This window comes from Pseudomonas sp. Leaf59 (genome assembly GCF_920984685.1).
GTDB lineage: Bacteria > Pseudomonadota > Gammaproteobacteria > Pseudomonadales > Pseudomonadaceae > Aquipseudomonas.
The window spans coordinates 1-18,164 of the sequence record NZ_CAKLBR010000021.1 but is presented as its reverse complement, the minus strand read 5'-3'; the positions used below and the strand labels follow the sequence as shown (position 1 = coordinate 18,164).

The 18,164-nt window shown below is 62.9% G+C and carries 22 protein-coding genes; 4 read left to right on the top strand and 18 right to left on the bottom strand.

The window, feature by feature from the left end; all coding sequences use genetic code 11:
* Positions 1 to 20: 20 nt before the first annotated feature.
* On the bottom strand, positions 21 to 599 hold the full coding sequence (locus LUB09_RS19720; protein ID WP_209985844.1) for a YceI family protein: 579 nt from the start codon (positions 597 to 599) through the stop codon (positions 21 to 23).
* Positions 600 to 631: 32 nt separating this feature from the next.
* Positions 632 to 1,183, bottom strand: a complete 552-nt coding sequence (locus LUB09_RS19715) for a cytochrome b (protein ID WP_209985849.1) — start codon at positions 1,181 to 1,183, stop codon at positions 632 to 634.
* Positions 1,184 to 1,456: 273 nt separating this feature from the next.
* Between LUB09_RS19715 and LUB09_RS19710 the strand changes: the two genes are divergently transcribed.
* Together LUB09_RS19710 and LUB09_RS19705 are read left to right on the top strand one after the other, a co-directional pair.
* On the top strand, positions 1,457 to 2,863 hold the full coding sequence (locus LUB09_RS19710; protein ID WP_209985854.1) for an adenosylmethionine--8-amino-7-oxononanoate transaminase: 1,407 nt from the start codon (positions 1,457 to 1,459) through the stop codon (positions 2,861 to 2,863).
* A 30-nt stretch (positions 2,864 to 2,893) separates the two neighbouring features.
* Positions 2,894 to 3,613 carry a 16S rRNA (uracil(1498)-N(3))-methyltransferase gene (locus tag LUB09_RS19705; RefSeq protein ID WP_231423486.1) on the top strand — a complete coding sequence of 240 codons (720 nt, stop codon included), beginning with the start codon at positions 2,894 to 2,896 and terminating at the stop codon, positions 3,611 to 3,613.
* A 49-nt stretch (positions 3,614 to 3,662) separates the two neighbouring features.
* Here LUB09_RS19705 and LUB09_RS19700 read toward each other — a convergent pair whose 3' ends face one another.
* The 3 genes from LUB09_RS19700 to LUB09_RS19690 are packed head-to-tail and all read right to left on the bottom strand — an operon-like array spanning position 3,663 to position 6,191.
* Positions 3,663 to 4,565 carry a transporter substrate-binding domain-containing protein gene (locus tag LUB09_RS19700; protein ID WP_209985860.1) on the bottom strand — a complete coding sequence of 301 codons (903 nt, stop codon included), beginning with the start codon at positions 4,563 to 4,565 and terminating at the stop codon, positions 3,663 to 3,665.
* A 24-nt stretch (positions 4,566 to 4,589) separates the two neighbouring features.
* The gene (locus LUB09_RS19695) at positions 4,590 to 4,940 is read right to left on the bottom strand and encodes a RidA family protein (protein ID WP_231423483.1); all 351 of its coding nucleotides are present in this window, start codon (positions 4,938 to 4,940) and stop codon (positions 4,590 to 4,592) included.
* A 9-nt stretch (positions 4,941 to 4,949) separates the two neighbouring features.
* Complete coding sequence (locus LUB09_RS19690; protein WP_231423481.1) at positions 4,950 to 6,191, bottom strand: D-amino acid dehydrogenase; 1,242 nt, start codon at positions 6,189 to 6,191, stop codon at positions 4,950 to 4,952.
* Positions 6,192 to 6,299: 108 nt separating this feature from the next.
* Here LUB09_RS19690 and LUB09_RS19685 point away from each other — a divergent pair, with 108 nt between their 5' ends.
* Positions 6,300 to 7,202, top strand: coding sequence for a LysR family transcriptional regulator (locus LUB09_RS19685; protein WP_231423479.1), 903 nt, complete (start codon positions 6,300 to 6,302; stop codon positions 7,200 to 7,202).
* A 34-nt stretch (positions 7,203 to 7,236) separates the two neighbouring features.
* On the opposite strand, the gene trhA is transcribed toward LUB09_RS19685, so the two are convergent.
* Entirely contained in the window at positions 7,237 to 7,854 is a 618-nt protein-coding gene (trhA, locus tag LUB09_RS19680) for a PAQR family membrane homeostasis protein TrhA (RefSeq protein WP_209985871.1), read from the bottom strand.
* 147 nt (positions 7,855 to 8,001) lie between these two features.
* Between trhA and LUB09_RS19675 the strand changes: the two genes are divergently transcribed.
* Positions 8,002 to 8,922, top strand: a complete 921-nt coding sequence (locus LUB09_RS19675; RefSeq protein WP_057006547.1) for a LysR family transcriptional regulator — start codon at positions 8,002 to 8,004, stop codon at positions 8,920 to 8,922.
* A gap of 123 nt (positions 8,923 to 9,045) precedes the next feature.
* Here LUB09_RS19675 and madM read toward each other — a convergent pair whose 3' ends face one another.
* From madM to LUB09_RS19615, 12 genes are all read right to left on the bottom strand, one after another.
* On the bottom strand, positions 9,046 to 9,810 hold the full coding sequence (gene madM / locus LUB09_RS19670; RefSeq protein ID WP_057006546.1) for a malonate transporter subunit MadM: 765 nt from the start codon (positions 9,808 to 9,810) through the stop codon (positions 9,046 to 9,048).
* A gap of 1 nt (position 9,811) precedes the next feature.
* A complete protein-coding gene (madL, locus tag LUB09_RS19665; RefSeq protein ID WP_124425307.1) occupies positions 9,812 to 10,216 on the bottom strand; it encodes a malonate transporter subunit MadL in 405 nt (134 codons plus the stop codon).
* A 68-nt stretch (positions 10,217 to 10,284) separates the two neighbouring features.
* On the bottom strand, positions 10,285 to 11,184 hold the full coding sequence (gene mdcH / locus LUB09_RS19660; RefSeq protein WP_231423477.1) for a malonate decarboxylase subunit epsilon: 900 nt from the start codon (positions 11,182 to 11,184) through the stop codon (positions 10,285 to 10,287).
* Complete coding sequence (locus LUB09_RS19655; RefSeq protein ID WP_231423476.1) at positions 11,181 to 11,777, bottom strand: malonate decarboxylase holo-ACP synthase; 597 nt, start codon at positions 11,775 to 11,777, stop codon at positions 11,181 to 11,183. The genes mdcH and LUB09_RS19655 overlap by 4 nt, the downstream gene beginning before the upstream one ends.
* On the bottom strand, positions 11,771 to 12,541 hold the full coding sequence (gene mdcE, locus LUB09_RS19650; RefSeq protein ID WP_209985879.1) for a biotin-independent malonate decarboxylase subunit gamma: 771 nt from the start codon (positions 12,539 to 12,541) through the stop codon (positions 11,771 to 11,773). The genes LUB09_RS19655 and mdcE overlap by 7 nt, the downstream gene beginning before the upstream one ends.
* Positions 12,538 to 13,380 carry a biotin-independent malonate decarboxylase subunit beta gene (locus LUB09_RS19645; protein ID WP_231423475.1) on the bottom strand — a complete coding sequence of 281 codons (843 nt, stop codon included), beginning with the start codon at positions 13,378 to 13,380 and terminating at the stop codon, positions 12,538 to 12,540. Before LUB09_RS19645 ends, mdcE begins: the two co-directional genes overlap by 4 nt.
* The gene (locus LUB09_RS19640; protein WP_057006540.1) at positions 13,373 to 13,672 is read right to left on the bottom strand and encodes a malonate decarboxylase subunit delta; all 300 of its coding nucleotides are present in this window, start codon (positions 13,670 to 13,672) and stop codon (positions 13,373 to 13,375) included. Before LUB09_RS19640 ends, LUB09_RS19645 begins: the two co-directional genes overlap by 8 nt.
* Entirely contained in the window at positions 13,672 to 14,505 is an 834-nt protein-coding gene (locus LUB09_RS19635; protein ID WP_231423474.1) for a triphosphoribosyl-dephospho-CoA synthase, read from the bottom strand. Before LUB09_RS19635 ends, LUB09_RS19640 begins: the two co-directional genes overlap by 1 nt.
* Positions 14,506 to 16,176 carry a malonate decarboxylase subunit alpha gene (gene mdcA, locus LUB09_RS19630; protein ID WP_231423473.1) on the bottom strand — a complete coding sequence of 557 codons (1,671 nt, stop codon included), beginning with the start codon at positions 16,174 to 16,176 and terminating at the stop codon, positions 14,506 to 14,508.
* A gap of 273 nt (positions 16,177 to 16,449) precedes the next feature.
* Positions 16,450 to 16,884: a hypothetical protein gene (locus LUB09_RS19625; RefSeq protein WP_057006537.1), complete on the bottom strand. Its 435-nt coding sequence runs from the start codon at positions 16,882 to 16,884 to the stop codon at positions 16,450 to 16,452.
* Positions 16,847 to 17,476, bottom strand: a complete 630-nt coding sequence (locus LUB09_RS19620; RefSeq protein WP_057006536.1) for a nucleotidyltransferase domain-containing protein — start codon at positions 17,474 to 17,476, stop codon at positions 16,847 to 16,849. The genes LUB09_RS19625 and LUB09_RS19620 overlap by 38 nt, the downstream gene beginning before the upstream one ends.
* A 173-nt stretch (positions 17,477 to 17,649) precedes the next feature.
* Positions 17,650 to 17,886: a DUF6124 family protein gene (locus tag LUB09_RS19615; RefSeq protein WP_231423472.1), complete on the bottom strand. Its 237-nt coding sequence runs from the start codon at positions 17,884 to 17,886 to the stop codon at positions 17,650 to 17,652.
* Between the last annotated feature and the right edge of the window lie 278 nt (positions 17,887 to 18,164).

Below are 18,164 nucleotides of genomic sequence, written 5' to 3'. Positions count from 1 at the left end.
AACGCATTCAGACGAGAAAATTACTTCTGCTTCACGCCTTCCAGCGAGATGTCCAGGTCGACAGTCTGCGACGTCGGGCCTGGGCCCTTGATGCCGAAGTCGGTCAGGTTAAGCGTCGTGGTGGCGTTGAAGCCGGCGCGTTCGCCGCCCCATGGATCCTTGCCTTCACCGTTGAAGGTGGCCTTGAATACCACGGGCTTGGTCACGCCGTGGAAGGTCAGGTCGCCGGTCACGTCAGCGGTTTTCTCGCCGGTGGATTTGACGGCAGTGGACACGAACTTGGCATCGGCAAACTTGGCGACGTCCAGGAAGTCCTTGCTGGAGATGTGCTTGTCACGCTCGGCGTGGTTGGACCACAGGCTCGCGGTCTTCACGTCGACGGCGATTTTGCTGGCTTCAGGCTTGGCGGCATCCCAGCTGAAGGAGCCATCCCAGTCCTTGAAGGTACCGTGGATGTAGCTGTAGCCCAGGTGGCTGATTTTCCAGTCGATGAAGGCGTGCTGGCCTTCCTTGTCGATCTTGTAGTCAGCGGCCATTACCTGGCCTGCGGACAACAGCGCAGTACCGATTGCCAGAGCAGCGAGGGTCTTTTTCAACATGCTTTCTATTCCTTGTGAGTCGAGGTTGAACATCAGGCTTTGCGCCCCAGCATTCGCAGCAGGGTCACATCACGATCGATAAAGTGGTGTTTCAACGCAGCCACGCCATGCAAGCCGGCGAAGACCACCAACACCCAGGCCAGGTACAGGTGCACCCAGCCGGCGGTGTCTGCCTGGTCCGGTAGACCGGAAACCAGCGCAGGAATTTCAAACAGGCCAAACACCGGGATACCGACACCGTCTGCGGTGGAAATCAGGTAACCGGCAATCATCACCGCAAACAGGCCCACGTATAAAAATGCGTGGCCGAAGGCGGCACCGATACGGGTCATACGGCTGTAGCTGGCCAGCGCCGGCGGCGGCGGGCTGAGCAGGCGCCACACCACGCGCAGCAGCATGATGGCGAACAGCGTGATGCCAATGCTCTTGTGCAGGTCCGGCGCCTCTTTGCGCCACGCACTGTAATAGTCCAGGCCGACCATCCACAGTCCCAGCGCGAACAGACTGAACACCACCAGGGCCACGCCCCAGTGCAGAACCATGCTGACCCAACCGTAACGGGCCGGAGAATTGCGTAACTGCATGTACTTAATCCCGTAAGTGCTGTGCCCAAGACTAGCGATTTATCTATCGAATTAAAGCCGAAAATTTTGCTTTGAAATATCGAAAAATGCGATCTGGAGGGTATGAACAGTAAATTAACATCGGATTAAGGACTATCCCGAATAAACGTGACACACCGTCCTGCGTTTACTGCCAATTCATCCGTAATGGGTTGTGACACAGCCGCCCATTGCATAGGCTTGCGCGACTGTTTCGCCTGCGCCCGGCGCAGGACCGCTTCGAGGAGATCACCGATGGGCCTGAATAACCAGTGGATGCAGCGCGACCTCGCGGTGCTGTGGCATCCCTGTACCCAGATGAAAGACCACCAGCAACTGCCGCTGATCCCGATCAAGCGCGGCGAAGGCGTGTGGCTGGAAGACTTCGAAGGCAAGCGCTACCTCGACGCCGTCAGTTCATGGTGGGTCAACGTGTTCGGTCACGCCAACCCGCGCATCAACCAGCGCATCAAGGACCAGGTCGATCAGCTGGAACACGTGATCCTCGCCGGCTTCAGCCACCAGCCGGTGATCGAGCTGTCCGAGCGCCTGGTGGCGATGACGCCCGAGGGCCTGACCCGCTGCTTCTACGCCGACAACGGTTCGTCATGCATCGAAGTCGCCTTGAAGATGAGCTTTCACTACTGGCTCAACCGCGGCCTGCCGAATAAAAAGCGCTTCGTCACCCTCACCAACAGCTACCACGGCGAAACCATTGCGGCGATGTCGGTGGGCGACGTGCCGCTGTTTACCGAAACCTACAAGGCGCTGCTGCTCGACACCCTCAAAGTGCCGAGCCCGGACTGCTACCTGCGCCCCGAGGGCGTGAGCTGGGAAGAACACTCGCGCACGATGTTCCTGGCCATGGAACAGACCCTGGCCGAGCACCACGACACCGTCGCCGCCGTGATCGTCGAACCGCTGATCCAGGGCGCCGGCGGCATGCGCATGTACCACCCGGTCTACCTCAAGCTGCTGCGCGAAGCGTGCGATCGCTACGGCGTGCACCTGATCCACGATGAAATCGCCGTGGGCTTTGGCCGCACCGGCAGCATGTTCGCCTGTGAGCAGGCCGGCATCCGTCCGGACTTCCTGTGCCTGTCCAAGGCCCTCACCGGCGGCTACCTGCCGTTGGCGGCGGTGGTCACCACGGATGATGTCTACGACGCCTTCTACGACGACTACCCGACCCTGCGCGCCTTCCTGCATTCCCACAGCTACACCGGCAACCCGCTGGCCTGCGCTGCGGCCCTGGCAACCCTGGATATTTTCGAAGAAGACAACGTCATCGAAAACAACAAGGCCCTGGCCCAGCGGATGGCCACGGCCACCGCGCACCTGGTGGACCACCCCCACGTCTCGGAAGTGCGCCAGACCGGCATGGTATTGGCCATCGAAATGGTCCAGGACAAAGCCACCAAAACCGCCTACCCGTGGCAGGAACGCCGTGGCCTCAAGGTCTTCGAGCACGCCCTGGAGCGCGGCGCGCTGTTGCGGCCGCTGGGCAGCGTGGTGTATTTCCTGCCACCGTATGTGATTACACCGGAGCAGATCGACTTCCTGGCCGAAGTGGCCAGCGAAGGCATCGACATCGCGACCAACAGCAAAGTCAGCGTGGCGGTGCCAACCGATTTTCACCCAGGCTTCCGCGATCCGGGTTGATTGCCTTCACACCTTTTCCAGAGAACAGAAATGAGACTGTCCCGCTTTTTCACCGACGCGCCGCTGAGCCTTGGCGAGCATGAACTGCCCGAAGCCCAGGCGCACTACATCAGCCGTGTGTTGCGCATGGGCGAAGGCGACGCCGTGCAATTGTTCGACGGCTCCGGCCAGGAGTTCCTGGGCAGCCTGCTGGAAGTGGGTAAAAAGCGCGTCACTGTGCAACTCACCGAAAACTTCGCTGGCCAGGCTGAATCGCCCCTGCATATCCACCTCGGCCAGGGTCTCTCGCGTGGCGAGCGGATGGACTGGGCAATCCAGAAAGCCACCGAGCTGGGCGTCAACGCCATCACGCCGATTTTCAGCGAGCGCTGCGAAGTGCGGCTTAAAGACGAACGCGCCGACAAACGCCTGCTGCACTGGCGGCAGGTGGCGATCAGCGCGTGTGAGCAATGCGGGCGTTCGACGGTGCCGGTGATTCATCCGCCGTTGTTGCTGGCCGATTGGCTGAAGCAGACAGAGGCCGAGTTGAAGCTGGTGCTGCACCCGGTGGCCGAGCCGATGGTCAGCCATGCGAGGCCTGCGAGCCTGGCCTTCCTGATCGGACCTGAGGGTGGGCTGACGGATGGAGAAGTCGAAACCGCGCAAGGCGCCGGCTTCCACGCCGCCCGCCTCGGCCCGCGGGTATTGCGCACCGAAACGGCACCGGTGGTGGCGCTGGCCGTTGCCCAGCAATTATGGGGCGACTTCTAACCTGCCTTGCAAACTCAATCAAGCCCGCTCCCACATTTGAATTGGGTTATCACTCCACCGGGTCACTTACCGGTTTGGCAATAATCGCCTTCAACTCGCGGGTCATCGGGAATTCCAGATTCAGGCCCTTCGGCGGGATCGGCTGTTCGAACCAGCGCTGGTATATCCCGTTGATCTCGCCACTGCGGTACAGGTCGCCGAGCGCCTCGTTGACCACCGCGAGAAACTGCGGGTCGTCCTTGCGCACCATGCAGCTGTAGATCTCTCGCGACTGCTCCTCGCCCACCACCACCCAGTTATGCGGGTCCCTGGCCTTGGCACGCTCGCCGTAGAGCAACGCATCGTCCATATAGAACGCCACGGCGCGGCCTGTCTCGAGCATCTTGAACGCTTCGCCGTGGTCCTTGGCGCTGATGACAAACATATTGGCCTCGTGCTCGGCGTTGTAACTCTTGAGAAAGCGCTCGTTGGTGGTGCCGGCGGTGGTGACCACGTTCTTGCCAGCGAGGTCAGAAAACCCCTTGATTCCGCTGTCTTTGGCCGTCAGCAACTGGCCTTTCACGTAGATAAACCCGTAGGAAAACGCCACCTGTTTCTGCCGGTCGGCGGTCACCCCCGTGGAGCCGCACTCCAGGTCGACAGTGCCGTTCTGCACCAGCGGAATACGTGTTTGCGAGGTCACCAGGTTGTATTTCACCTTAAGGTCGGCCCCGCCGATTTTCTGCTGGATACGCTCGACGATCTTGCTTGCCAGGTCTACCGAATAGCCCATGGGCTTGCCGCTGTTATCCCCCACATAGGAAAACGGTACCGACGCATCGCGATAACCCAGGGTGATGGATCGGGCATTGGCGATCTTGCTTAGCGTGCCGTCCAAAGGGGTTTGAGTCGCATAGGCCTGCGCGCCAAACAAAAGCCCCAGGGTGCAGCCGGTCAACAGGATTCTTTTCATTGTTATGCTCCGTTGGTCTTTGAGTTATTTACGTACGGCAATCACGCTGATTTCCACCAGCACAGTCGGCCGCGCCAGCTCCGCTTGCAGGGTAGTGCGTGTAGGCGCCAGCCCCGGCGACAGCCATGCGGACCACACCTCGTTCATCGGCGCAAAACCGCTGCCAATGTCTTTCAGGTAAATCGTCGCGTTCAGCAGGTGATCCTTATCGCTGCCCGCCTCGGCCAACAGCGCATCGATTTTGGCCAGCACTTCGCGGGTTTGCGTCATCACGTCCTGCCCTTCCCCCGGCACCTGGCCTGAGAGGCACACCAGGTCCTTGAAAGTGACTGCGCCACTGAGACGCTCGTTGCTGCTGATTCGGTTGATGGTCATGGGGCATCCTCAAGCGGCGCGGGGCGTCAGGCCCTGCATGTCAATGGAAGGAACCTGTTGGTTGATCAGTTCAGCCAACAGTTGGGCGCTGCCGCTGGCCAAGGTAAAACCGAGGGCGCCGTGACCAAGGTTCAGCCACAAATTGCGATAAACACTGGCACCAATCAGCGGCACGCCGGTCGGGGTAGCTGGACGCATGCCGGCCCATTCGACCGCGTGGGCGTAGTCGCCGGCCAGCGGAAACGTCTCCAGAGCCTGGCGTTTCATCAAGGCCAGCCGTTTGGGCTCAAGGCTGGCATCAAAGCCGACGATATCCACCATGGCAGCTATGCGCAGTTGCTCACCGATGCGCGCGTAGACGATCTTGCGCTCATAGTCGGTGATGCTCACATTCGGCGCCTGGTGCTGCGCGCCAATCGGCACGCTCAGGCTGTAGCCCTTGAGCGGATACAACGGCAGTGATAACCCCGGCAAGCCCAACTCAGCGCTGCGATGCCCTGCCGCCAGCACCACATGCTCGGTCGGCATCACCTCATCACCCAACTCGAGGGTGTGCACCGCCCCGTGGGTGTGACGAATGCCGGTGACCCTGCGGCCCAACAAAAACGTGCAACGCCCCGATGCCTCAAGCCGCGCCGCCAATTGCTGGCAAAAGGCATGACAATCCGCGACTTCCTCGTCGGGCGTATAGATCCCGCCGACAAAATCATCACCCGCGAGCGCCGGTTCCAGGCGCGTGCAATCGGTAGCGGACAGCACCTGCTGCTGCAGGCCATCCGTGACCCTGCTGCGTGCATGCGCGAAGGTCGCGGCGCTGCGAAAGGTCACCAGCTTGCCGTTGCGCCGCCAGTCGAAATCGCCCAGGCGATCCTCCTCGCGCCATTGCTGCAAGGTGCCTTGGCTCAAGGTCGCCAGGCGCAGCAAGTGGGCGGCGTTGCGCGTGTTCACCGAGCCCCGGCAGGCGCCGATAAAAGCCGCCATCCAGCGCCATTGCTGTGGATCAAGCCGGGGGCGCAGCTTCAGGGGTGAGTCACCACGCAATAACCAGCCAATCGCCTGCAGCGGCACCCCGGCATCAGCCAGGGGTGCGACATAGCGGTAGGACAACTGCCCGCCATTGGCGAAGCTGGTTTCGCTGCCCAGGCTGTCGCGTGCATCGATCACGGTCACTTCATGGCCGGCACGCACCAGCGCATACGCGCTCGCCAAGCCAATGACCCCACCTCCGATGATGCAAACCTGCCTGGCCATACCGCCCCCCCAGCCGTTGATTAAGAGCGCTCAAGCCTAGGGGCAGGTGACAGGCTGACGACAATGAATAAAGATGGTCCACCTATAAACAAAGGTTATGGACTTGCCATGCGCTTGCGTCATATCGAAATCTTCCAGGCCATCCGCCAGACCGGCTCCGTCAGCGCCGCCGCACAGTTGCTGCACGTCTCGCAACCGGCGGTGACCAAAGTCTTGCAGCACGCCGAGTTGCAGTTGGGTTTTCCGCTGTTCCTGCGGGTTCGCGGCAAATTGCAACCCACACCGGAGGCGCTGGCGCTGGAAAGCGAAGTCGAGAAAGTCACCGCGAGCCTGCAAGGCGTGCGGCGCCTGGCCAAGAGTTTGCGCCGCGCGCCGGGACACAGCGTGCGTATCGGCGCGATCCCGGCACTGGCGTTGTCGTTGTTGCCGCCGGCAGTGTTGGAATGGAGACGCGACTACCCGGACATCGCCTGCGAGCTGTCCAGCGACCACAGCCGCGAACTGGTGCAGAAGCTGTTGATGCGCGAGATTGACCTGGCGCTGACGCTGAATTTTTCCGGCCATCCGGGGCTTACCACCCAGGTACTCGCCAACGGCGTGCTGGTGGCGCTGGCGTCCAAGGGTTATTGGCCCGACGCCGAGCTGAACCAGCCATTGCCCCTGGCCGACCTGGCGGGCGCTGCGCTGATCGGCCTTTCCAGCGCCGACCCACTGGCGACCAAGCTCGACAGTTACCTGGAAAATGTCGACCCGCCGCCGCGCGTGACGATATCGGTGCAGACTTACTCCCTGGCCCGCGCCATGGTCGAGTCCGGTGCCGGCCTGACCGTTATCGACCCCTTTACCGCGCTTGGCGCATCCACCGCCACCACCTGCATCCGCACACTCACCCCGCCGCTGCCGATCACCCTTTACGCCCTGACCCGGGCCGACGAGCCGCCGCCGCATATGCTGGCGAAGTTGCTGAGCATCGCCAGCCAATGGGCACAAAAACAGTTGGCGACGCTATAACGGCAGAAGCGCGCTTGCTCCTGCCGTCTATGGATCAGAGCACGTAATGCATGATCGCCACGAAATGCAGCAGGCTCCCGCCGATCACGAACAGGTGCCAGATCCCATGGGAATGCCGCAGCCGGTCCTCCAGGGCAAAAAAGATAATGCCCACGGTGTACAGCAGCCCGCCCGACGCCAGCCATGCAAACCCCGCCGTGCCCAGCGCGGCGAGCAGCGGCTTGACCGCCACCAGCACGATCCAGCCCATCACGGCATAGATCACAATCGACAGGATCCGTGCTTCGGAGCGCGGCTTGATCTCCTGCAGGATGCCGATCACCGCCAGCCCCCACACAATCCCGAACAGCGTCCAGCCCCACGGCCCGCGCAGCGTTACCAGGCAAAACGGCGTGTAGCTGCCGGCGATCAATAAATAGATCGAAAAGTGATCAACCTTTTGCATGATCTCTTTTCGCCGGCCCTGCACGCTGTGGTACACCGCCGAGGCGCTGTACAGCACCATCAACGTAAAGCCATAAATCGCCACGCTGACGATCTTCCAGGGGCTGCCGTCCAGGCTCGCCACCACCAACATCCACACAGCGCCAATACACGCCGCGACCGCACCAAGCAAATGGCTCCAGGCGTTGAATCGTTCTCCGTGGTACATCTGTCGTAAACCTCCCGTCAGCCAAAAGAACAGGCTGGCAAGCGTCCAGCCTTGCGCATCAGAGTGCAAGTGCTGTGTGTTGTTCCTGGCTGGGAGCGCTGCGCTTTTGCAGGCACAATCGAGGGCATTCGAACCCGAGCCACGGCCATGCTGATCGACGAAGAATTCACCCTCAAGAAGCTGGAAATCTTCCTGGCGTTCATGCGCACCGGCAACCTGGCCCGCGCCGCCGCCGAGCTGCACACCAGCAACGTCAGCGTGCACCGCGCCATTCACTCCCTGGAAAACGCCCTGCGCTGCCCGCTGTTCAAGCACGAGGGGCGCAACCTTACGCCGCTGGAAAGTGCCTACGTACTCGAAGAGCGCGCACAAAAACTGGTGGCCGACGTGGTCGACAGCGTGCGCCTGACTCGCGAAGCCGCCGGTTTCTCCGCCGAGCGTTTCAAGCTGGGCTCGCTCTACTCGCTGACCGTAAAGACCGTGCCGCAACTGATCATGGGCCTGAAGATCCGCCGCAGCGAACTCAACATCGACCTGATCCTGGGCTCCAACTTCGACCTGCTCTACAAGCTCAAGAACATGGAGGTGGACGCGATCCTCATCTCCCTCGACGAACACGCCAACGACCCCGACTGCGAGCAGATCGCGCTGTTTTCCGACGACATTTTCCTCGCCACGCCCGCGGATTCACCCTTCGACCGCGAGCAGGAGATCGACCTGGCCGATGTGCGCGACGCCACTTTCATCACCCTCACCCAGGGCTTCGCCACCCACCAGGATGGCAACCGGGTGTTCAAGCAGGCGGGGTTCGAGCCGAAGGTGGCGATGCAGGTCAACGACATCTTCACCTTGCTGAGCATGGTCAGTTCCGGCGTGGGTTATGCCCTGCTGCCCGGGCGGATTGCGGCGGTGTACGAGAACCGCGTGAAGCTGATACCGCTGCAACCCAGGTACCGGTTGCAGCAGCAGATTGGGGTGGTGTTCTTGAAGGCCAAGGAGCGCGATCCGAACTTGCTCGCCCTGCTGGCGGAGTGTCGGATGTATGCCAATCGGCAGCTGCCAGCCTGAGACACCGCTATCGGGAGCAAGCCCCCTCCCACAGGTTGACCGCGTACTCGTGCTGGAATGCAGTCAAGTGTGGGAGGGGGCTTGCTCCCGATAGCGCCAGACCAGCCACCACCCACCTCGAATTCAGCCCACCAACCCCCGCACAATGAAGTACAACAACGAAGGCCCCAGCAAACACCCAAGCCCGGTATGGAACGTCGCGGTCAACGCCCCATACGGCACCAACCGCCGATCCGTCGCCGCCAGCCCCGCCGTCACCCCGCTGACCGTGCCGGCCAGCCCACCAAACACCATCGCCGACCGCGGGTTGTCCAGCCCCATCCAGCGCGCCGCCACCGGCGTGCCCACCATCACCAGAATCGCCTTGATCAACCCGGTGGCAATCGACAGCGCCATCACATCCGAGGTCGCGCCAATCGCCGCGCCGGTGACCGGGCCGACGATGTAAGTCACGGCGCCCGCGCCAATGGTGGTCATGCTGACCGCATCGCGATAGCCGAACACCCAGGCCATGCTCGCACCGACGATAAACGGCAGGATCGTGCCCAGCAGCAGCGCGATCACACCGATCATCCCGGCCTTGCGCGCCTCGGTGGCCTGCACCTCAAACGCGGTGGCGACGATGGCGAAATCGCGCAGCATTGCGCCGCCCATCAGGCCGATGCCGGAGAACAACGCCAGGTCCGCCAGGCCCTTCTGCCCGCCGGTCAACGTGCCGCCCACCCAGGCCAGCACCAGGCCGATGACGATAGCAATCGCCGAACCATGAATGCGCCCGAACGTGAGGCGTTTGGACAGCACCACGGAAATCCACATCACCACGCCGACAAAGGCAAACGCGGTAATCAGACCGTTGTGTTCCAGGCCTTTCTCGATGAGGTCCCACATGTCAGCGACCTCCCGCAGCGAGGATCAACGGCTCTTCGGGCGGCAACGGCTCGCCCTTGTGCGTGCGGCTGATCAGGGCGATGGTGCATCCGCACACCACCACGGAACCGATGGCCGCGAGCACCGCCACCGGCCCGCCATGCAGGGCGGTGACCACGTTCTGCTGCGCTGCCATCGCCACCACCACGGGGATGTACATGGCGCCCCAGAAACCCACGCCCATCTCGCAATCCTTGGTCATGCCGCCGCGCTTTTGCATCCACAAACGCGCGCAGATCAGCAGGATCATCGCGATCCCCACTCCGCCCACATTGGATTTGACGCCCAGCAACACGCCCAGCATGTCGCCCATGATCACGCCCGCCAGCGTGCAGATCGCCAGCAATGCCACACCGTAGATAATCATTGTTGTTGTCCTCAAAGTGCTCGTTCGAAAGTTTTTGTTGTTGTGCTTCGAAAGCCTTGGGTAGTGCTTTATCGGTGGCGGCGTTCCTCCTCTTGCAGCAGGGCCTGCAAGGTGTCCAGGCGCGCGCCTTCGCAGGCGATCACCGTGCCCTGGTCAAACAGGCGGCGTGACAGGCCGGTGAGCACGGCGCCGGGGGGCAGTTCGATCTGCAGGCGCACGCCGCGCTCGTAGGCGCTTTGCACGGTGCCGCGCCAGTCGACGATGCGGCACATGTTGAAAGCCAGGTCGTCGCGCAACTGCTCGGGGTTGTGGATCGGCCGCGCGCGGGTGCTGCTCAGGTAGGTAATGCGCGGTCTGTTCAGTGGCACGAACGCCTGCGCCAGCGCCTGGGCCGGTTGTTCAAGCAGCGCGCAGTGGGACGGCACGCTGACGGCCAGGCGCCTGGCCACGCCGTTGCCCCTGATGCGCTGGGCGACGCGCTGCATGGCCTCGTCACTGCCGGCGATGACGGTCTGGTTATCGGCATTGATATTGGCCAGGTACACCGGTGTTTCGGCGCTGTGAATCTCCGCCAGCAGGGTTTCGACGGTGGATAACTCGGGGCCGATCAGCGCGGTCATGCCGTAGCCCTGTGGATAAGCGTTCTGCATCAGTTCGCCGCGCAGGGCCACCAGCCTGAGCGCATCGGCAAAGTCCAGCGCCCCGGCGATCACCGCTGCCGGGTAGGCGCCAATGGACAGGCCCGCCACGTAATCCGGCGTGTGCTGCAACCGCCGTGCGTGGGCGACGCCAGCGATCAACAGGCACAGCTGAACGGCGCGGGTCGACGCCAGGGCCTGCGCAGAATCGAGTTGGCGCACCTCTTCACCCAGGGCGGCGCTGGCCTCGTCCAGCACAGCGGCGGGCAGTTGCTCAAGCATGCGTGGCCGTTGCGCGCCCTGCCCCGGAAACACCAGCAGGCTGCTCATGCCACGGCCTGCCAGGGGTCTGTAACCAGCTGCGCACCGCCACTGGTTTTGAGCAGCACGCGGCGCGATCCGCCGGCCCATTCGCGCAGGGCCACCGCGCCGAACGGGGTTTGCAGTTGCAGGTCCACGGCACATACCGCCGTGTCGAGGACGGCCAGCAGGCCCTGCGCATCGCCGCGCTCAAACCGCTCGGGGCTGCGCAGAATCAAATCCAGATCGCTGTGGGCATGCAGCGCTTCAATGCCGGTCGCCAATTCAAATCCGGCGCTGCCGGCGACGCCCCACGCGTGCTGACCCAACAGTGGGCGCAGGTGCTCGAGCGCACGCAGCGCGGGGAGATCCCGCGGCGAAACCACGGCGCCGAGCGCTTCCGGCACCACCCGCCGGGTCACCTGCGCAAGGGGCATCACCGTGGCAAAACGCTGCTCACGCAAACGCCCGCGCACCCCGACCGCCACATGGCCCGGCGCGACGAGCGCGCGGCGCACCACCACCGGATGGCCGGCGCTGATGGCTTCCACCGCCCAGGTCGGGGCGTCCGCGGGCAACTGCGCCGGGGTCATGCCCCAGAGCAGGTCGTGGGCGTTCACCATTGCTCCCGCAGCAACTGGCGCACATGGCTGGAAGCGGCGCGATTGCTGGCGCCCAGACGACCGCTCAAGTCACGGCCGTCTACATCCCGGATGGCCTTGAGCAGGCAGTCGCCGACCCGCGCCACATCGTCCGCCGTGGGCTGTTCGATCTGGCTGACCGACAGGGTCTCCCACAGCAAGCCAAGGCTGGCGAAGCTGTCGATGTCGTAAGCCATGGGCGGCACACTGGCGGCCAGGGCTTCGAGTTCTTCGACGCTGCGCAACGTCACTCGCGCGGCCGAGGCCTTGCCCATCGCATGCACCATCACGCCCGGATCGCGCAGGGCAATCAGCCGGTTGGCCTGGTAGCCGTGGGCGAGAAACGCGCCGGACATGGCGTTGCCCACCAGCAGCCCGATCACCGGGTGCCCGGCCAGGCGTGCGCGGGCATAACTGTCGGCGGCGGCGGCCAGGGCCTGGTGAATGCCGAGGGCTTCTTCGCGGCGGCCATAGGCCTGGCTCGGCACATCGACGATGGCGATGATCGGGCGCTGGTCACCACGGGCGATGGCATCGTCCACCGCCTTGGCCAGGCCCCAGCCTTCCAGCAGGCCGACCTCGCCATTGCGTGCACGGGGGAAGCGGTTATCCGGGTCGGTGACCACGGCAATAAAGCGCACCGGCTGTCCACCCAATACGCCGTCAGCGACTTTCAGCGAGGCCGGCAAGCCTTCGACCACTGTTGCGCCCGTGCTCAGTGCGTTAAACCATTGCAACCCTCTCATGAGCGCTCTCCCTGATACAGCGCGCGAACCGTCGCCGGCTCGATTTGCGGGGTGGCGTCCAGCGCGTCCAAGCGCGCCAGGTAATGCTCGGCCTGTCGGCTGCGTTGTTGCGCGGGCACGCCTTGCTGCAACAGCGCGGTGACGGTCTGCTGGATCTGCGCCACATCGTCGGCCACATAACGGTCGGCCAGGCCGCTGTTGAAACGCTGCTCGCCGCCGGTCAGGCTCCAGATAAACGGGCGGTCGCGGGAATCGTATTCCTCCAGGCCCGCTTCCTGTTCGATCACTTGCGGGCCATTCAGGCCCAGGCGTGCTTCGCGGGTGACTACCAGGTAGCTGCACAACCCGGCCGCGATGGACATGCCGCCGAAACAGCCGACACTGCCCGCCACCACGCCGATCACCGGCTGGTACTGGCGCAGGTCGACAATCGCCGCGTGAATATCGGCAATCGCGGCAAGGCCCAGGTTGGCTTCCTGCAGACGCACGCCGCCGGTTTCCAGCAGTAATACGGCACGGGTCTCGATGCCCATGCGGTTGTCTTCAGCCGCCAGCTCCAGCGCCCCGGCGATTTTGGCCCCGCCCACTTCACCGAGGCTGCCGCCCTGAAAATTGCCTTCAATGGCGGCGATCACCACCGGCAGACCGGCGATGCTGCCCTTGGCGATCACCACGCCGTCATCGGCCTGGGGCACCACGCCCTGCCGGCTGAGCCACGGGGACATGACGCGCTGAAACGGATCGATCAGTTCTCGGAACGTGCCGCTGTCGAGCAGCGCCCTGGCGCGCTGCCGGGCACCGAGTTCGACGAAGCTGTGCTTGTTGAGCAAGTCAGTCATGGCCGATCTCCTCGAAGCCCTGCTCCAGGCGCAGGCGCACCACGCCCGGGGTGGCGCCGAAATCGTGGATATCGATGTTCAACGCCGGCGGCGTGTGTTCCTGAAAGATGCGTTCGAACAGGTGCTGCCAACGCAGCTGCGCGCCGTTCACCGAGGTCTGCACCTGGATGTTCAGCGTGCCGGGCGTGCCCGGTTCCAGCAGCACTTCCAGATCGCCAGAGCCGACGCAGCCCACCAGTGCACGGCCTTTGGGCGGCTGCCCGGCGGGGAATTCAAAGGACAAGGTTTCCATCACAGTGCTCCGTCGAGGCGGTCGATAAACAGGCAGGCGGCCAGCAGGTCGGCGGCGCCGCCGGGGGAGGCGTTCAGCGCCAGCAGTTGCTGGTCGAGTGCGTGCAACTGGCGGCGCCCGGCGAGGCTGGCGCTGCCGCCGGCGTCGAGCACGGCCTGGGCGCCCTGCTGCATCGCCTGCAGGCCTTCAAGGCCGGCGCGGTAGAGCACGCAGGTGTCGCCAAGGTCCGTCATGATCGCGAGCAAGGCATCCAGGCGCGCGTTCTGTTCGCCGGTGTTCTGCTGGCGGCTTTTGCGCAGTTGCGGCAGGCCGCGTTGCATCACCGAGGGGAAGCCGAGCTGGGCTTCTTCACGGGCGCCGCGTGCGCCGTAGCGCTGAGCAACCAAGGCGCCGTGGCTTGCGGTGTGCGGCGCGTAGCGGTCGTTGAGCAGGGCCAGTCGGGCGGCGTTCAGCGTGAGGGCGCGTGGCTCCAGCGCGGCGGCAGCGGTGAGCAGGCCGAGCGCCCAGATCGCCCCGCGATGGGTGTTCACGCCATCGGTGGTGACGAGCATCGCCTGCTCGCCTTCGCGGCCGATACGGCCGAGGGCTTCGCGCAGCGGCACGCCGACCTCGCCGCATTCCAGCGCCGCTTCAGCCATGGCCTTGAACATCGGCCACAGCGACAACGCCGAAGCATGCATCAGGCCCAGGTGCAGATCGCGGTGAGCGCCGTTGCCACGACGGTCCACCAGTGCGGGTTTGGGCGACAGGTCGGCTTCATCGATCAGCGCATCGACGGCCAGATCGGCCAGGCGATCGGCCAGGCTCAGTTCATGCAGTTTGAGGGCGCGCATTTACCAGCTCCTGAATTTGGCGGGCGGGTTGTACAGGCCACCGGACCAGTCCACCAGGTCGGCCACGCTCTTGGCGGCCAACAGCTCGCGGGTGGCGTCGGTGCGGCGGATACCGAGGTCTTCGGGCAACGCGATCAAGCCTTCGCGGCGCATGCGCGCGGTGTCTTTGGGGTTATGGCGCAGGCCGATGGCGGTGACCCCGGCAACGGCAGCGATCATCGCCTGGCGCTCTTCGAGGGAGCGCGCCTTGTACAGGTAGGCGATGCCTTCTTCGGTGAGCAAGTGGGTGACGTCATCGCCGTAGATCATGATTGGCGCCAGGGGCATGCCGCTTTTGCGCGCCACGTCCACCGCATCGAGGGTGTCGACGAAGGTGGGTTTGCCGCCTTCCTGAAAGGTCTCGACCATTTGCACCACGAGTTTTTTGCCGCGTTCCAGCAACGCTTCGGGCGCGTCGCCGTGGCGCATGTCCAGCCACGCCGGAGTGCCGTGGCGACGACCGCGCGGGTCGTGGCCCATGTTCGGCGCACCACCGAAACCGGCGAGGCGGCCACGGGTGACGGTGCTGGAATGGCCGTCGCCGTCCACTTGCAGGGTGGCGCCGATGAACAGGTCCACCGCGTATTGGCCGGCAAGCTGGCTGAACATCCGGTTGGAGCGCATCGAGCCGTCGCGGCCGGTGAAGAACACATCCGGGCGGGCGGCGATGTAGTTTTCCATGCCCAGCTCGGTGCCGAAGCAGTGCACACTTTCCACCCAGCCGCTTTCGATGGCGGGTATCAGCGTGGGGTGCGGGTTGAGGGTCCAGTTGCGGCAGATTTTGCCCTTCAGGCCCAGGGATTCACCGTAGGTGGGCAGGATCAACTCAATAGCGGCGGTGTTGAAACCGATGCCGTGGTTGAGCGACTGCACGTTGTGTTTTTCGTAAATGCCACGGATCGCCATCATCGCCATCAGCACATGCACCGGCTTGATGTGGCGCGGGTCGCGGGTGAACAGCGGTTCGATGTAGAACGGTTTGTCGGCCACCACCACGAAATCCACCCAACTGGCGGGGATGTCGACACGGGGCAGATCGGTGACGTCATCCACCAACTGATTGACCTGCACGATGACGATGCCATCGCTGAACGCGGCGGGCTCGATCAGCGCCGGGGTGTCTTCGGTGCTGGCGCCGGTGTAGATGTTGCCGGCGCGGTCGGCCATGAACCCGGCCGATAGCACCACGTTGGGGATCAGGTCCACCACCAGGCGCGCGTAGAGTTCGATGTAGGTGTGGATCGCGCCGATTTCCAGCAGGCCGTCTTCGAGCAACTGGCTGATGCGCAGGGACTGGGTGCCGGCGAAGGAGAAGTCCAACGTGCGGGCGATGCCTTTTTCGAAGAGGTCCAGGTGCTCGGAACGGCCGACACTGGGCATGATCATGTGCAAATCGTGGAGCTTGGCGGGGTCGGCCTTGGCCAGCGAGCGGGAGAGGAAATCGGCTTGCTTCTGGTTATTGCCCTCCAGCACCACGCGGTCGCCGGGCAGGATCAGTGCTTCGAGTGCTTCGACGATCCTGTCGCCGGGCAACACAGCCCCGTCTGCGTAGTGCGAAACCAGCCCGAGCCGCCGCTGTTTCTCGTCGCGACGCCGCGTCCAGCGCGCGTTCGGGGTGCTTGTTGTTGTCATGGTTGCTCCACGGGTTTGCTGTCGTGGGCTTACCTTAGGAGTGAATGGGGGGGCTATCAATCAAGTTGGACGGCGGATCGTTACGGCTGGAGTAATGGAGTATGAGCAAATGCTGAGTTGGGCTGAGTGAAGAACAACATGTGAGAGGGGGTTTGCTCCCGATAGCGGTGCCTCAGTTGATAAATAGGCAACTGACCCACCGCTATCGGGAGCAAGCCCCCTCCCACATTTGCTCGGTGGTGTTCAGTGGATCACGGTCGCAGGAAAGGCGCGTTATCCCCATTTATGACCAGCAAGAAGCTCTTCCACTTTCTTCAACAGCGCCATTGCGGCGCTCATCAATTGACTTAGCAGCGCCTCGTCTTCATCCATGTAGCCCTCATATTCCGCCAGATTTCGGCGCTCATGGCACAGCACCAATAACCTCACCTCCACCTTGTTCGCTTCGGTGGTGTGTACCAGACATTGAAAGACCAGATAGCGTTTGTCGGAGCGATACCCTTGCAGACGCAAGGCTGTAAGCGCCATGGCATGAGCGGCGTTGTAGGCCAGGTCGAAACGACTGGCGAACGATAGCGGCGCGGTTGCGGCGTCTTTCAACCGGTCACGGGCCGAGCGCATCAGCCCATCACATTCCTTGCGATCCGGCGGCTCGGCTTTCAAGCCACCACTACGTTGCAGATTCTCCAGGTTTGCCTTGCTGTCCATCCATGGATTCCAGGGGATTTCCCCCAATCAGATTGATCTTGTCCTGCTGTACGACCCGTTGCACAAAGCTGTTGCCGGCATTCCATTTGCCGATCCAGTCTTGAGGGGTGTAAAGCGTCGGGTTGATGGTGCGGCCCAGTTGCTCTTCCAGCGGTATGAGCTGTTCCATGACTTCACTGTAGTTGAGGCTTTTGCCGATCAGCATGAGATCTATGTCACTGGATGAGTGCGCCTCGCCCTTGGCGATGGAGCCGTAAACAAACGCCCAGGTGATCTGCGCGGCGAACGGTGCCAGTGCGTTGCGCAATGGCTCATCCAGGCCAAGCGTCTTGCGCACGATAGCCAGCATCTCCGAGTAGATCGGGCACAGAGGGTTGGCCTGGTAATGGGTCTGGTTGCCCTGGCGCGTTACGCTCAGGATGCCGGCCAGCTGCAAACGCGTCAGCTCGCGGGTGAGACTACCCTTACCCACCTGGGCCCAGCGCGCGATTTCATTGGTGAAGAAACTTTTCTCGGGCTTGCCGAACAGCAGGCCAAGCACTTTCTGCTGGGTGACGGTGAAAAGCGCGGAACTGAGCGATAAGGTTTGCATGGTGAAGGCCGGAGAGTCCCAATAAGGGAACGATAGGTCCCTTTATGGGAACGATCAAGCACAAAATGTGCGAGGGAGTCTGCTCCCGATAGCAGGCGGTCAGTTGATAAATAGGCAACTGACCCACCGCTATCGGGAGCAAACCCCCTCCCACATTTGCTCGGTGGCGTGGTTTAGATAGGCGAAGGACTGACTTGCTCCATTGCTCTGTCGACCAGCAATTGGCCGAGCTCGGCCAGCTGTTGAATGCCGAGCATGATCGCGCGCTGGGAAGCGTCCAGGTCGAAGGCCAGCGTGCAAGTGAGTGCGTTGAGGGAGGACAGGGTTTCGCTGGCATTGACCAGCAGGGTTTCGGTGGTTAGCTGGGGGGTTACGGTAAAGAGGAGTGGACTCGGGGTGGGTTTTACCATGATTTACAGCTCCGATATGTGATGGAGGCTGCGCCCTTTCCGCTTGCACGCGAATAAGGGTGGCAGCTGTGCGCAGGTGTGCAAGACCGGGCATATCGGACCCCGGCAGACCTCGAAAGATCTCCCGCGCGCAGCTGCCATAACAAGTACAGCAGGATCGAGTAGGAGGCGGGATTACTCCCGCCGTCCTCTCACACCACCGTACGTACGGTTCCGTATACGGCGGTTCAGGCTATGCGGTTGAGTCGGTTTATCGTATCCAGTATCGAGACCAGCCC